This is a genomic window from Myxococcota bacterium (assembly GCA_035498015.1).
Taxonomy (GTDB): domain Bacteria; phylum Myxococcota_A; class UBA9160; order SZUA-336; family SZUA-336; genus VGRW01.
In genome coordinates this window covers 19,889-33,335 of the sequence record DATKAO010000180.1, presented here as the reverse complement: position 1 = coordinate 33,335, position 13,447 = coordinate 19,889, and the positions used below count along the sequence as shown (strand labels likewise).

15 protein-coding genes are annotated in these 13,447 nt (G+C 70.6%); 6 read left to right on the top strand and 9 right to left on the bottom strand.

The window, feature by feature from the left end; genetic code table 11:
* The 4 genes from VMR86_16165 to VMR86_16150 all read left to right on the top strand — a co-directional run.
* On the top strand, window positions 1–619 hold a 619-nt coding region (locus tag VMR86_16165), incomplete at its 5' end, for a hypothetical protein (GenBank protein ID HTO08584.1).
* Window positions 620–719: 100 nt separating this feature from the next.
* A complete protein-coding gene (locus VMR86_16160; GenBank protein HTO08583.1) occupies window positions 720–1,406 on the top strand; it encodes a winged helix-turn-helix transcriptional regulator in 687 nt (228 codons plus the stop codon).
* Window positions 1,403–2,512, top strand: a complete 1,110-nt coding sequence (locus VMR86_16155; protein HTO08582.1) for an acyl-CoA dehydrogenase family protein — start codon at window positions 1,403–1,405, stop codon at window positions 2,510–2,512. The genes VMR86_16160 and VMR86_16155 overlap by 4 nt, the downstream gene beginning before the upstream one ends.
* Window positions 2,513–2,531: 19 nt before the next feature.
* Complete coding sequence (locus VMR86_16150) at window positions 2,532–3,710, top strand: acyl-CoA dehydrogenase family protein (protein HTO08581.1); 1,179 nt, start codon at window positions 2,532–2,534, stop codon at window positions 3,708–3,710.
* A 183-nt stretch (window positions 3,711–3,893) separates the two neighbouring features.
* Here the strand turns inward: VMR86_16150 and VMR86_16145 are convergent, their stop codons facing one another.
* The 8 genes from VMR86_16145 to rpmG form a co-directional block, all read right to left on the bottom strand.
* A complete protein-coding gene (locus VMR86_16145; protein HTO08580.1) occupies window positions 3,894–4,658 on the bottom strand; it encodes a glutathione S-transferase family protein in 765 nt (254 codons plus the stop codon).
* Window positions 4,659–4,661: 3 nt separating this feature from the next.
* On the bottom strand, window positions 4,662–6,053 hold the full coding sequence (locus tag VMR86_16140) for a DUF2252 domain-containing protein (protein ID HTO08579.1): 1,392 nt from the start codon (window positions 6,051–6,053) through the stop codon (window positions 4,662–4,664).
* Between the two features lie 49 nt (window positions 6,054–6,102).
* On the bottom strand, window positions 6,103–6,537 hold the full coding sequence (locus tag VMR86_16135) for a hypothetical protein (protein HTO08578.1): 435 nt from the start codon (window positions 6,535–6,537) through the stop codon (window positions 6,103–6,105).
* A 7-nt stretch (window positions 6,538–6,544) separates the two neighbouring features.
* The gene (locus tag VMR86_16130; protein ID HTO08577.1) at window positions 6,545–7,003 is read right to left on the bottom strand and encodes a cytochrome c; all 459 of its coding nucleotides are present in this window, start codon (window positions 7,001–7,003) and stop codon (window positions 6,545–6,547) included.
* On the bottom strand, window positions 7,000–7,860 hold the full coding sequence (locus VMR86_16125; protein ID HTO08576.1) for a heme o synthase: 861 nt from the start codon (window positions 7,858–7,860) through the stop codon (window positions 7,000–7,002). Before VMR86_16125 ends, VMR86_16130 begins: the two co-directional genes overlap by 4 nt.
* Window positions 7,857–8,798, bottom strand: a complete 942-nt coding sequence (locus VMR86_16120) for a COX15/CtaA family protein (GenBank protein HTO08575.1) — start codon at window positions 8,796–8,798, stop codon at window positions 7,857–7,859. Before VMR86_16120 ends, VMR86_16125 begins: the two co-directional genes overlap by 4 nt.
* Before the next feature lie 161 nt (window positions 8,799–8,959).
* Window positions 8,960–10,126: an acyl-CoA dehydrogenase family protein gene (locus VMR86_16115; GenBank protein ID HTO08574.1), complete on the bottom strand. Its 1,167-nt coding sequence runs from the start codon at window positions 10,124–10,126 to the stop codon at window positions 8,960–8,962.
* A 28-nt stretch (window positions 10,127–10,154) separates the two neighbouring features.
* Window positions 10,155–10,325: a 50S ribosomal protein L33 gene (rpmG, locus tag VMR86_16110; GenBank protein HTO08573.1), complete on the bottom strand. Its 171-nt coding sequence runs from the start codon at window positions 10,323–10,325 to the stop codon at window positions 10,155–10,157.
* Between the two features lie 39 nt (window positions 10,326–10,364).
* On the opposite strand from rpmG, the gene VMR86_16105 reads away from it, so the two are divergent.
* Window positions 10,365–11,564, top strand: coding sequence for a CoA transferase (locus tag VMR86_16105; GenBank protein ID HTO08572.1), 1,200 nt, complete (start codon window positions 10,365–10,367; stop codon window positions 11,562–11,564).
* On the opposite strand, the gene VMR86_16100 is transcribed toward VMR86_16105, so the two are convergent.
* Window positions 11,527–12,510, bottom strand: coding sequence for a hypothetical protein (locus VMR86_16100; GenBank protein HTO08571.1), 984 nt, complete (start codon window positions 12,508–12,510; stop codon window positions 11,527–11,529). The two genes, VMR86_16105 and VMR86_16100, sit on opposite strands and share 38 nt — an antisense overlap.
* 65 nt (window positions 12,511–12,575) lie before the next feature.
* Between VMR86_16100 and rfbA the strand changes: the two genes are divergently transcribed.
* Window positions 12,576–13,439, top strand: coding sequence for a glucose-1-phosphate thymidylyltransferase RfbA (rfbA, locus tag VMR86_16095; protein HTO08570.1), 864 nt, complete (start codon window positions 12,576–12,578; stop codon window positions 13,437–13,439).
* Window positions 13,440–13,447 lie beyond the last annotated feature (8 nt).

Below are 13,447 nucleotides of genomic sequence, written 5' to 3'. Positions count from 1 at the left end.
CAGCATCAGTCCGATGCGCATGTCGAATTCTCCAAGCGTGGTTCGTGCGGCCCATCTTATCCGATGCGCTATCCGTCCACGGGTCGTGCGCAAGAGCGGGCTGTGGCTTCTGTTCGTGACTCTCGGCGCCGGCCCCGTTGCGTGGGCCGACCGTCCGGCAGCGCTTCTGGCCGAGATCGGGGCGCGAGGCGCCGCGCCCGTCGTGCACGAGCTCTACGACAGCGAGTCCTGGAGTCCGCTGATGGAGCACATCGCGTCGGGCAACCGCGACTGGCTGCTCGCCGCCGTAGCGCTCCACCAAGGTACCGACGGCGCGTCGTCGGAAGAGCTCGGACTCGCGGTGAGCCGTGCATTGATCCCGAACGCTAGGGACGTGTTCGACGTGTTCCTGGACCAGTGGCCGGCAAAGGCCATCTGCTACGGCACTGCCGAGGCGGGCGGCCACGAGACACTCGACAGCGCTCTGGCCGAGCTGCACGCCAAGATCGCGAGCGTGAAGAAGGTGAACGAAGCGCGCCTCGCCAAGTCCAAGGCCGAGTGCCTGAAGCTCCTGCGCGAGGACGAGCCCGGCCTGCGCGAGATCTACCAGCCGCCACCCGCACAGAATAGTACCCCTTGAATACTGATTGCGGTTCTGTCATGTTCTCCTGCGAGCTATGCCTCCGACCACCCCTCCACGATCCCGACGGGTACGGCCGCGCCGCGAGGCCGGGCTGCGCGTGGCCGCGGATGGGCTCGCCGAAGGCGGTCCCGTTTTCGATCCCGTCCACCGCAGCCTCGACCTGATCGGGGACCGCTGGACGCTGGTGCTCGTACGGCACCTCCTGGGCCGGCCGCGGGGCTTCCAGGAGCTGCGCAGCCGCACGGGCATCGCGCCGCGCATCCTGTCGGCGCGCTTGCGCCAGATGGTCGCGAACCGGCTGGTCGAGACGGTGCCGGCGGGTGGGCGCTCGCTGTACGGGCTCACCGACCTGGGCCGCACGCTCGAGCCCGCGGTGCGCGAGATCGCGCTCTGGTGGGTGCGGCACATCATGCGCGCGGCCGGACCGTTCAAGGAGACCACGGCCGCCTCGGTGGTCGAGGCCCTGCCCTTCCTGCTGCGCGACGAGCGCACGGCGGGCGTGCGCATCACCTACGAGCTGCGACTCACAGGCAAGGGCGGCGGTGTCTGGGTGATCGACATCGACGACGGTGACTGCCGGGTGCGCGAGGGCTTCGCCGAGCGCGCCGACGTGCGGTACACGGCCGACGCGCGTGACTGGACGCTGTTGGCCATTGGACTCATGGACGACCGCGAGGCGGTCGCCGAGGGGAAGCTCCAGAAGGACGGCCGGGGCGGCTCGATCGCCTGGTACTTCCACCAGCCTTATTCGCCGAAGAGAAAAGAACGAGGAGACGCGAAATGATCTCATTCGGGCCCACGGAGGAGCAGGAGCTCATCCAGCAGACGGTGCACGAGTTCGCGCAGACCGAGCTGCGCGAGCGCGCGCGTGAGTGCGACGAGAAACGCGCCCTGCCCGACGACGTGCTGCAGAAGAGCTGGGAGCTCGGGCTCGTGGCGGGCGGCATTCCCGAGTCGTACGGCGGAGGTGGCATCGGCCGGTCACCCGTGACGAACGCCCTCGTACTCGAAGAGCTGGCCTGGGGCGACGTGCCGCTGGCCGCCGCCGCCATGACTCCGGGTCTGTTCGTGCAGCCGCTGCTCGACTTCGGCACCGACGAGCAGAAGGCGGAGCTCCTGCCGCTGTTCACCAAGTCCGACTTCCACGCGGCCTCGCTCGCAATCCTCGAGCCGACCTTCAGCTTCGACGTGACCAACCTGCGCACCGTGGCCGAGGCCAAGGGCTCGGGATTCTCGCTCTCGGGCAAGAAGCGCCTGGTGCCGATGGCCGCGAACGCGAGTCACCTCTTGGTCGTGGCGCGCGGCGCGCGCGACGGCGTAGCCGGGCTCGAGGCCTTCATCGTGCCGCGCGGCGCCAAGGGCCTCACGGTCTCGGCGGAGCCGGAGCGCACGCTCGGCTTCCAGTGTCTCCCGCGCTACTCGCTCGAGCTCGAGCGGGTCGAGGTGCCGGCCTCGGCGCGGCTCGGCGGCGACCGCGGCATCGACGGCGCGCGTCTGCTCGCCATGCTGCGCACCGCGAGCGCGGCGCTGTCACTCGGCCTGGCGCGCGGCGTGTACGAGCTCGCCCTGCCCTACGCCAAGGAGCGCGTCGCGTTCGGCCAGCCGATCGCGCAGAAGCAGACCATCGCCTTCATGCTGGCCGAGATGCAGATCGAGGTGAGCTCGCTGCGCCACCTGGTGTGGAAGGCCGCGAGCCTGCTCGAGCACGGCAAGGACGCGAGCCGCGCCGCGACGCTCGCGCTTTGCTACGCGAACCGCGAAGTCATGAAGATCGCCGACAACGGCCTCCAGGTGTTCGGCGGTCACGGTTACATCCGCGAGTACCCGGTGGAGATGTGGTACCGCAACGCGCGCGCGCTCACGGTCCTCGAGAGCGTCGGCGCCGTCTGAGCCAGGGAGTTACAAAGCCATGATCGACTTCACCCTCTCCGAGAAAGACGAGAAAGTCCTGGCGGCCGTGCGCGAAGAGGCGCTCGTGTGCCGCAAGTACGCCCGCTACTACGACGACCACGAGGAGGAGTTCGCCCCCGACACGCTCCAGGAGGCCAAGGACTTCAAGAACCCGTTCGCGCTGCTGGCCAAGCGCGACGAGCTCGACTCGTCGATGGGCGTGATGAGCATGCTGGTCACCGCGGGCCAGACCTGGGGCGACTACACCGTGCGCATGCGGCGCGGCACCGGGGGCCTGGGCAATGCGGCGCTGCGCGCGTCGGGCACGCCCGAGCAGAACCAGCGCTGGGGCTCGAAGACGCTGGCCATGGCGATCACCGAGCCGGGCTGCGGCAGTGACTCGAAGGCGGTGCAGACCTCGGCGGTGCTGGACAAGAACACCAACGAGTGGGTGCTGAACGGCGAGAAGATCTTCGTGACCACGGGCTGCCGCGCCGAGGGCGTGGTGGTGTGGGCCACGATCGATAAGGCCGCGGGCCGCGCCGGCATCAAGAGCTTCATTGTCATGAAGGGCACGCCGGGCTTCGAGGTGACTCACAAGGAGAAGAAGCTCGGCATCCGGGCCGACGACACCGCGGCCTACGTGTTCTCGAGCTGCCGCATCCCGCGCGACCACCTGCTGGGCGGCGACGAGTCGATCCCCAAGGAGGGCGCCGGCGGCTTCAAGGGCGTCATGAAGACCTTCAACATGACTCGCCCCGCCGTGGCCGCGATCGGCCTGGGCATCGCGCAGGCCGCGCTCGACTTCACGCGCGACGCGCTGGCCGCGGAAGGCGTGGAGGTCGACTGGAACGCCGGCGTGCACGGCCGCTCGGCCGCGCAGCAGGAGCTCGTCGAGATCGAGGCCGACATCGAGGCCGCCATGCTCGACGTGCTGCACGCGGTCTGGCTCTCGGGCGAGGCCAAGCCGAACAACCTGGAGGCGTCGATCTCCAAGGCCAAGGGCGGCGAGATCGCGCGCACCGCGACCCAGCGCTGTCTCGCGCTGCTCGGCTCGGCCGGCATCTCGTGCGACCACCTGCTCGAGAAGTGGTTCCGCGACTGCCGCATCACCGACATCTACGAGGGCACGGGCCAGATCCAGCGGCTGATCATCGCCCGCGACATCCTGGGCTACTCGGCAGCCGAGCTGTCCTAATTGACTACGTTCGCCTGCGGCTCACTGCGCGCGCCTGCGGCGCTTGCACGGCCGGCCGCGGGCGGCCGCGGACCGGCCTTCCTGATCGGCTACGTTCGCTCGCGGCTCACTGCGCGCGCCTTCGGCGCTTGCACGGCCGGCCGCGGGCGGCCGCGGACCGGCCTTCCTGATCGGCTAAACCGGCTACGTTCGGCTCGGCAGGACGCTCGCGAACTCGGGTCGCTCCGACAGGCGCGACCCGAGCTCGAAGGCCTTCGTGAAGGACGGGCGTGCGCGCAGGCGCGCGAGCCAGTCGGCGAAGCGCGGGCGGGCCGACCAGAGTGACTGCATGCCGAGGTCGTCCATGCGGTCGACGAGCGGCGCGACGCAGCACTCGGCCAGCGTGAACTGCTCGCCGAGCAGCCAGGGGCCGCGCTCGAGCGCGGCGTCGATGCGCGCGACGGTCTGCTCGAGCTGCTCGCGCGAGCTGTCGAGCTCCTCCTGCGAGAAGCCGCGGCCCGAGTTCATCTTGCGGTAGAAGCCCTTGCGGATCGGGCGCTGCTCGCCGGCGGCGTCGAATTGGGCGGCGCTCTGCAGCTTGCGCAGGATGGGCAGGAAGGTGGTTTGGAACGACGGCACGCGCACGGCCGCGGTCGGCACTTCCTCGAAGTAGCGCAGCCAGGCGCGCATGCGCGCGCGGCCCAGCGCCGTGGGCGGCGAGAGCGCAGGCTCGGGCACCACCTCGTCGAGATACTCGAGGATGCACGACGAGTCGACGACCGGCTGGCCGTCGTGCACGAGCGTGGGCACCACGCCGTTGGGATTGAGCTCGAGATACTCCGGCGCGAGCTGCTCCTGGCGCGCGAAGTCGATCACACGCGACTGCCAGTCGACGGCCTTCTCGGCCAGCGCGATGCGCACCTTCTGGCTGCAGGTGGAATAGAACGAGTGGTACAGCACGAAGCCCACGACTCACTCTCCCTCGATCTCCACGTCGAGCAGCCCCGCCTGCGCGGCCTTGCGCAGCTCTTCGTGGTCGCGCTCGGTCTGGTCCGCATAGGCGATCGCGAACTTCGCGATCGCGCGGTCGAACTGGTCCTTGTGCCCCAGGTAGCCCGCGATCGCCGCCGGCTCGCCAGAGCGCGCGTGCGCGTGCGCCAGCGCCCAGCCGCACAGGTTCGCGTACTGGACGAGCGTGACCGGGGTGAACAGCTCGACGTACGGGCTGATCTTCGCGTCGCGCAGCTGTCGCACGTAGAAGTGCCGGCCTTCCATGCCCACCGTCCAGCCCAGGAAGATGTCACTCGCCGCTTGCATCAGCCGGTAGCCGCACACCACGCGCTGGCCGTGATTCTCGTAGCGGCTCTTTCCGGCCGCGCGCTCCAGCACCGATGCGCGCGCCTCCTTCACCTGCAGGAACAGAGGGTCGTCCTTGCGCGCCATCATGAGCAACACCGCGCACAGCGTGCCCACGCTGCCGACGCCGACCACCTTCACGGCGATGTCGGCGAGCTCGTAGCGGTCGAGCAGCACGCGGCGATCGTCCTGTAGCGAGTCGCGGTAGGCGTGGAAGGCGGCGTGCGCGCGGCCCAGCAGCTCCTCTGCGCCCTGCGGGTGGTAGACCAGGGGCGGGTTGTCGCGAATCACCGGCCGCTGGCCGCGCATGGCGGCGAGCTTCGGGAAGTCGTGCTCGACGACGTCGCGCGCACGCGCTTCGGCCAGTCTCTTCTCGATGCGCCGGCGCGCTTCGCTGTCGTCGAGGTCGACGATCACGTCCCTGAGGTCGATGCGCGAGTACCAGACGTCGAGTGAGCGCATCTCGCCGTACTCGAGCATGCGCTCGCGATAGGAGCGGACACAGGCGCGCACCGCCTCGCGCGCGCGGCGGTCGGTGAAGCCGTTGCTGCGGCTGGCCAGCACGAAGCTCGCGGCCAGGCGCTTGACGTCCCACTCCCAAGGCGCGGGAAGTGTCTCGTCCAGGTCGTTGATGTCGAAGATCACGCGCCGCTCCGGCGTGGCGAAGCCCCCGAAGTTCAAGAGGTGCGCGTCGCCGCAGGCCTGCACGCGCAGTCCCGTGCGCGGCGAGCGCGCCAGGTCGAGCGCCATGTTGAGCGCAGCGCCGCGATAGAACGAGAACGGGCTCTTGAGCATCCGGCCGTTGCGGATCGGCACGAGGCTCTCGATCCGGCCCGCGTTCGAGAGCCGCTGCAGGTCGAGCGGGCTCGCCCGCCGCGAGCCGGGCTTCCAGTGCGCGTGCGCGCCGCGCGCGCACTTGTCGCGCAGGCTCTTGCCCTGCGCGTAGAGCTCGGCGGGCGACGGGCGAGGTGGATGCGCCCTCTTCGATACCGCGCGGCGAGTCACCATCCGGCGCCATCATACGCTCTCGGGCGGGGCTTTCAGCGGCTGCGCACGGTCACTGCCCCGAGACCACGATGCAGCCGCTCTTACCCTTGGGCGGCACCGTGAGCTCGCAGCGCAACACGATGTCCTCGGGCGTGGTGCTGCCGCCGCGCGAATAGCCGGCGCGCCGGCCCTCTTCGGGTGTCTCGACGCAGACGGATTCCGGGAGGTTGGACTCACCTCCATAGGCCAGGTCGATGATCGGCACCCACTTGTGGAAGGGTGCGAGGTCGAAGGCGCCGTCCTCCTTCGTGACCGCTTCACGTACCGGCGCAATGCACGACGGATCGGCCGCCACCATCACGCGCGCGCCGGCCACGGGCTTCTCGTTGCGAGTCACCGTGCCACTCACTCGTCCCGTGACCCGCACCGTGTGCGGGATCGGCAGGCAGCCAGCCAGGCCGGCGGTCACGACCAGGAGGAGCGCCGCGAATCGCCTGCGCGCCATGACCCCCTCAGGTGTTGGAGAGCTGGCGCAGGAAGGCGATCAGGTCCTTGATGCCCTGATCGTTGATCACCCCGCCCCAGGGCGCCATCATCGGCGACTTTCCGACCGAGGCGCCGCCCTTCGAGATCACCTGGTAGAGGTGCTGGTCGCTGAGTCCCGCCATGAACACGTGGTCGGTGTGATTCGCGGGCTTGGGGTTGAGCGTGGCCGCGACCGGACCGTCGCCCTTGCCGCCCGCACCGTGACAGGTGGCGCAGTACTGCGCGTACAGGGCCTTACCGGCTTCGGCGTCGCCGCGCAGGTTGCCCGAGGGCACCGGCGCGGCCGGCGGCGGCGCGGTGGGCGTGGCCGGCGTGCCGGTCTCGAGCGACGTGGAGGGCGGCGCCGCGGGCTCGCTCTTCTTCTCCCCGCCCCCGCACGCAGCGACGAGCGCCGCCAGCACGAGGACGGACCAGACGCGACTCATGCGGCGCTCCGCAGCGCGAGGTCGACGAGCATCGCCAGGAACGTGCCCATGAGATACACGAGCGACACGCGGAAGGTCTTCTTCGCCGCTGGCGCGTCCTGCCGGCGCAGCAGCCCGACGGCCGCCGCGAAGAACCAGGCCCAGAGCCCCAGAGTCACTGCGCCGTAGCCCCAGCCGAGCATGCCCAGCCACACGGGCGCGAGAGTCACAGGCAGGAGTGACAGGATCCAGAGCAGGCTGCGCTGGCAGGTCGCCCGGTCGCCGATGCGGTCGAACAGCATCGGGAAGCCCGCGCGCTGGTAGTCGGCGCGGTGGTTCATGGCGATCGCGTAGAAGTGCGGCGGCTGCCACAGGAAGATGATGGCGAACAGGATCCAGCCGGCGAGCGAGATCCGGCCGTCGGCGGCGGCGTCGGCGATGAGCGGCGCGATCGCGCCCGAGACACCGCCCGCGACCACCGCGAACGGCGTGCGCGGCTTGAGCCACAGCGTGTACACGAACACGTAGAAGAGGATCGCGGCCAGCGCGATGCCCGCGGGCGCGGGGCCCGCCGCGAGCCACAACACGCCGGTGCCGAGCACCGACAGAACCAAGCCGAGCGCGAGCGCGCGCTCGGGCCGCAGCACGCCCGCCGGCAGCGGCCGCGTGCGCGTGCGCAGCATGCGCGCGTCGAGGTCGCGCTCGAGATAGCTGTTGAGCGCGTTCGCCGCGCCCGCCGCCAGCGCCGTGCCGAGGAGCGTCCAGGCCGCGAGCCCGAGCGACGGCCAGTGACCTTCGGCCAGCACCAGCGCGGGCAGGCCCGAGAACAAGACGAGCGGCAGCAGGCGGGGCTTGGTCAGCGCGAGATACGCGTTCATCGCGCCGCTCCCACCAGCCCGCGCTCCGCAGCGCCGGCTCCCTTGGGGGCGACCCGCGCGTGCAGCGCGTCGCGCGCGAGCAGGCCGGTGGTGAGCACGATCCCGGCCGCCAACGCCGAGTGGAGCGCGGTCACCTCGACCGGCAGCCGCAGGAGCACGTTCGCCGCGCCCACGATGATCTGCGTGAACACCAGGGCCACGCCCTCGCGCGCCAGCCCCGGCGTGCGCCAGGCCAGCGCCAGGTAGGCCGCGGCCAGCGCGTAGGCGTTCGTGCGGTGCAGCACGTGCAGCCCGACCGGGCCGCTGAGCGTGGGCGCGAGCGAGTCGCCGTTGCACAGCGGGAAGGTCGCGCACGCCAGGCCCGCATAGTGACTCGACACGAGCCCGCCCAGCACGACCTGCAGCGCCACGAGCGCGCCGGTCAGCCAGACCAGCCGCGCGCTCGAGGGCGAGAGACTCGCGCGCGGGCGCGGCGTCTCGCGCGCGGCGTCGAGCAGGTCGCGCGCCAGCCAGGCGAGCGCGAGCGCAAACAGATTCCCGGTCACGAGGTGCGCAGTCACCGTCCAGGGCGCGAGCCCGAGCAGCACGGTGAGTCCGCCCAGCACGATCTGCGTGCCGAGCAGCGCGAAGATCGCCGCGAGCGAGCGCGCGAAGCGCGCCCGCAGCGCGCGCCGGCGCAAGAGCGCGAGCGCCACGCCGGCCACGCCGAAGCCCAAGGTCCCCGCGAACAGCCGGTGACCCCACTCGAGCGCGATGCGCGCGTCGAAATCGGGCACGAGCCGTCCGTGACACAGCGGCCAGTCCGGGCACGAGAGACCCGCCCCGTGCGCGCGCACGAGCGCGCCGATCACGATCAAGAGCCAGGCGGCCCCCGCCAGCACGGCGGCGGCCCGGCCGGCGCGCAGCGCCACCCGGCGGTCTTCGGGGAGGGAAGTCACTTCGGTCCGGTCCCTTTCTCGAGGGCGCGAACGCACGGAGGAGAAGGCGGCGCGCCCCCAGCAGGCCGCAACGGACGGCGCGGAGGGTACTGGCGCGGTCCGGAAGGGGTCAAGCGCGCGGGGGGCGGCAAGCGCGCCTGCAACCTTCGGCTGCGGCTCCTTCAATACGAGCGAGGCAGGTCCAGCACGTGCTCCGCCACGAAGTTCAGCGCCATCTCCTGGGAGATCGGCGCCAGCCGCATCAGCCGGGCCTCGCGCCAGTAGCGCTCGACGTGGAATTCCCGCGCGTAGCCGAAGCCGCCCAGCGTCTGCAGCGCCCGGTCGCAGGCCCGGAAGGAGGCGTCCGCGCAGCGGACCTTCGCCATGTTGGCGAGCGGGCCGGCCGGCTCGCCCCGGTCGTAGGTCCACGCGGCCTTCTGCCACAAGAGCTCCGCCGCCACGAGCTCGCTGTACGAGTCGGCGAGCGGGTGGGCGATCGCCTGGTTCTGGCCGATCGGCCGATCGAACACGATGCGCTCGCGCGCGTAGGCCACCGCCCGCTCGAGCGCCCGGAAGCCGATGCCGACCGCCTCGGCGGAGATCACGATCCGCTCCGGGTTGATGCCGTCGAGCAGGCAGTAGAAGCCGCGCCCGACCTCGCCCACCACGTCGGCGTTCGACACGGGCAGGTCGTGGATGAACACCTCGTTCGAGTTCACGGCATTGCGGCCGAGCTTGGGGATCTCGCGGATCTCGACGTGCTTGGGGTCGAGGTCCGCGAGGAACAGCGTCATGCCGTCGAGCCGCCGCGCGCACTCCTCGCGGGGCGTGGTGCGCGCCAGCAACAGGATCTTCTGCGCCTGCTGGGCCTTGGTGTTCCAGACCTTCTTGCCGTTCACGACCCAGCCTTCGCCGTCGCGGCGCGCGAACGTGCGGATGCGCGAGGTGTCGGTGCCGGCGTCGTCCTCGGTGACTCCGAACGAGACGTGCAGCTTCCCGGTCGCCGTGGGCGGGAGATACTTCTCCTTCATCGCCTCGGAGCCGTGGTGGATGACCGGCCCCATGCCGAAGATCGACAGGTGCATGGTCGACGCCGCGTTCATCGCGCCCGCGCTGCCCGCCACGGCGCGCAACAGCGCGCCCGCGTGAGTCACTCCGAGCCCCGCCCCGCCGTACTTCTCGGGCACGAGCACGCCGACCCAGCCGGCCTCGGCGAAGGCGTTGTAGAACTCCCAGGGGAACTGCTTCTTCTCGTCGTGAAGCAGCCAGTAGTCGTCGTCGAAGCGCGCGGCGAGCTTGGCGGCTTCGGCCGTGATGCCCTGGTAGTCGGCGTCCGGTTCGAAGTTCATCGGGGCGATTCTAGCCCCAGGGCCGTGCCTACTTGAGCTTGGCCTCTTTGAACACGACGTGCTTGCGCACGACGGGGTCGTACTTCTTCACCTCGAGCTTGTCGGGGGTGTTCTGCTTGTTCTTCCGGGTCGTGTAGAAGAAACCGGTCCCCGCCGTCGACTCGAGCTTGATCTTTTCGCGCGCGCCCTTCTTCGCCATGCGCGGCGTTATAGCATGCGTCCCGGAGGACCGCTTTTCATGGTTGCGCCGCTCGAGGGGATCCGGGTCATCGAGGTCGCCAGCTTCGTCGCCGCGCCGTCGGGTGGGGCCCTGCTCGCGGACCTGGGCGCCGAGGTCGTGAAGGTCGAGGTGCCCGAGGGCGAGCTCTACCGCCACACCAAGCCCCACATGGGCGGCTACAAGACCGACTTCGACGGCGCGCCGCCCTTCGAGATGGACAACCGCGGAAAGCGCTCGCTCGCGCTCGACCTGCAGAAGCCCGAGGCGCTGGCCGCGCTCGAGCGGGTGATCGCCGGCGCCGACGTGGTGCTCACGAACCTCTTGCCCGGGCGGCAGCGCAAGTACCGGCTCGACGCCGAGTCCCTGCGCGCGAAGTTCCCGAAGCTCATCCACGCCACGCTGAACGGCTACGGCGTGCGCGGCGAGGAGGCCGACGCGCCGGCGTTCGACTACACGGCCTACTGGGCGCGCACCGGCATGATGGACATGTTCCGCGCGCCCGAGGCCATTCCCGCGTTCCTGCGCCCGGGCGTCGGCGACCATGCCGCGGGCGTGTCACTCGTGGCCGGCATCCTGGCGGCGCTGCGCGTGCGCGACCGGACGGGCGAGGGCCAGGCGATCGAGGTGTCGCTGCTGCAGATCGGCCTCTACATCGCCGGCAACGACTTCGCGAACGTGTTGGCCACGGGCCAGAGCCCGCCCATGCACGACCGCGCCGCGCCGCGCAACCCGATGTGGAACTCCTACCGCACGGCCGACGACCGCTGGCTCATGCTGGTCATGGTCGACTCACAGCGTTACTGGCCCAAGCTGTGCGCGGCGATCGAGCTCGAGTCACTCGTCGAGGACCCGCGCTTCGCCGACCCGGTCGCGCGCTACCGGAACTCGCGCGCGCTGGTCGAACGGCTCGACGCCGCGTTCGCGACGCGCACCCTGGCCGAGTGGGAGACCGAGCTGCGGCGTCACCCGCTGATCTGGTCGCCGGTGCGGCGCATGCACGAGCTGATCGACGACCCGCAGGTGGCCGCGATGGGCTACTTCTCGAGCGTCGACCACCCCAAGCTCGGCAAGTTCAAGAGCGTGGGTCCGCCGTTCAAGATGTCGGCCCACGCCATGCCCGCGAGCCGGCCCGCGCCCGAGCTCGGCGCAGACACCGAGGCCGTGCTGCGGCGCGCGGGACTCACTCCGGACGAGATCGACAAGCTGCGCCGCCGCTAGCCTGCGCCAGGAACAGCGCGCCCGGCACGAACACGAGCGCCTGCGGCACCAGGAAGAGCCGCGCCTCCGCGACCACCGCCGCGAAGGCGTGGATCACGAGCCACGCGGGCACGAGCGCCCAGGCGAACGCGCGCAGCACGGGCGGCCAGTGGCGCCAGCCGGCGAGCGCGAGCAGCGGCACGAAGCCCAGCACCGCGAACAGCTGGATCGGGGTGAGCAGCCGGCCCGCGTTGTAGGCGAGCATGGGCCAGCCGAGCCCCGTCACGCCTTCGGGCACGATCAGCCGCTGGGGCGGGAACGCCCAGCGCAGCCCCGCGAACACCGCGAGCCAGATCGCGAGCGCGCCCGCGGCCAGGGCGAACGCGCGGCGCGGGATCGGCCCGCCGGCCCCGGCATGCGCCAGCACCAGGAACGGGATCAGCCCGCTGGTCTCGCGGTTCAGCGCCGCGAGCAGCATGAGCGGCAGGACCCACGGGGCGCGGCCGTGGAGCAGACACAGCGCCGCGCCGAGATAGAACACCAGGTCGAGATACGAGTCGAAGCGCAGGTCGGTGTTGTGATGACTGTAACTCATGCCCCAGGCCAGGAGACTGATGCCGATGAACGCGTTCGGCAGCGAGAGACCGAGCTTGCGGAAGTAGGCCCACGCCAGCACGAAGGCCGTGGTGTCTCCCAGCGCGCGCAGCGCGATCACCGCCACCGCGAAGTGATTCGGCAGGCCCGCCGCGCCGCTCGCGCGCACGAACAGCCACTCGAGCCCCGCGGGCAGCACGCGGTACTGCAGCGGGCTGCCCGCGCTGCCGTCGAGCATGGCCAGGTACAGGCGCTGCTGCTCGGCGCCCGGGGCGAAATAGGCCATGCTGCAGGCGATCACGTGCTCATAAGTCGTGAAGAGTCCGCACAGGAGCGACGCCGCGACGACGAGCAGCCAGACACGCCGATTCACGCGCGCAACCTATCATGGGAGCGGAGGGGCCGCTCTGGTACCCTACGCGCACCTCGAGGAGACCCATGAAGGGAATCGTTCTCGCCGGCGGCGCGGGCACGCGGCTGCATCCGATCACGCAAGTCGCGAGCAAGCAGCTGCAGCCGGTCTACGACAAGCCGATGATCTTCTACCCGCTGGCGACGCTCATGCTGGCGGACATCCGCGAGATCCTGTTGATCTCGACCCCCCAAGACGTGCCGCGCTTCCAGTCTCTGCTCGGCGACGGCTCGGCCTGGGGTATCTCGATCTCCTACGCCGTGCAGCCCGAGCCCAAGGGCATCGCGCAGGCGTTTCTGGTGGGCGAGCGCTTCATCGCCGGCAGTCGCGTGGCGCTGATCCTGGGTGACAACCTGTTCTACGGCCGCATGCGCCTGGACGAGATCGTGCGCGAGTTCCGCTCCGGCGCGGTGATCTTCGGCTATCCGGTGCGCGACCCGCAGCGCTACGGCGTGGTCGAGTTCGACGAGGCCGGCAAGGTCGTGTCACTGGTCGAGAAGCCCAAGCAGCCGCGCTCGAACCTGGCGGTGCCCGGGATCTACCTGTACGACGAGAGCGTGGTCGAGCGCACGAAGTCACTGCGCCCGTCGCCGCGGGGCGAGCTCGAGATCACCGACCTGAACCGCGGCTATCTCGAGAGCGGCGAGCTGCGCGCGGTGCGGCTGGGGCGCGGCATCGCCTGGCTCGACACGGGCACGCACGAGAGCCTGCTCGAGGCCGCGAACTTCATCGCCACGATCGAGCAGCGCCAGGGGCTCAAGATCGCCTGTCTCGAGGAGGTCGCCTTCCGGCGCGGCTTCCTCGACGCCGCCGGCCTCGAGCGCACGCTGCGCGCCATGCCGGCGTCGCCCTACCGCGACTACTGCGCGGCGCTGTTGCAAGAGCCCTGAGCGAACCC

What these genes read in the sequence shown, in the direction of transcription:
- VMR86_16155 (HTO08582.1), top strand. Translation starts at nt 1,403, where the DNA reads ATGATCTCATTCGGGCCCACGGAGGAGCAGGAGCTCATCCAGCAGACG.
- VMR86_16150 (HTO08581.1), top strand. Translation starts at nt 2,532, where the DNA reads ATGATCGACTTCACCCTCTCCGAGAAAGACGAGAAAGTCCTGGCGGCC.
- VMR86_16140 (HTO08579.1), bottom strand. Translation starts at nt 6,053, where the DNA reads ATGGTGACTCGCCGCGCGGTATCGAAGAGGGCGCATCCACCTCGCCCG.
- VMR86_16135 (HTO08578.1), bottom strand. Translation starts at nt 6,537, where the DNA reads ATGGCGCGCAGGCGATTCGCGGCGCTCCTCCTGGTCGTGACCGCCGGC.
- VMR86_16130 (HTO08577.1), bottom strand. Translation starts at nt 7,003, where the DNA reads ATGAGTCGCGTCTGGTCCGTCCTCGTGCTGGCGGCGCTCGTCGCTGCG.
- VMR86_16125 (HTO08576.1), bottom strand. Translation starts at nt 7,860, where the DNA reads ATGAACGCGTATCTCGCGCTGACCAAGCCCCGCCTGCTGCCGCTCGTC.
- VMR86_16115 (HTO08574.1), bottom strand. Translation starts at nt 10,126, where the DNA reads ATGAACTTCGAACCGGACGCCGACTACCAGGGCATCACGGCCGAAGCC.
- rpmG (HTO08573.1), bottom strand. Translation starts at nt 10,325, where the DNA reads ATGGCGAAGAAGGGCGCGCGCGAAAAGATCAAGCTCGAGTCGACGGCG.
- VMR86_16105 (HTO08572.1), top strand. Translation starts at nt 10,365, where the DNA reads ATGGTTGCGCCGCTCGAGGGGATCCGGGTCATCGAGGTCGCCAGCTTC.
- rfbA (HTO08570.1), top strand. Translation starts at nt 12,576, where the DNA reads ATGAAGGGAATCGTTCTCGCCGGCGGCGCGGGCACGCGGCTGCATCCG.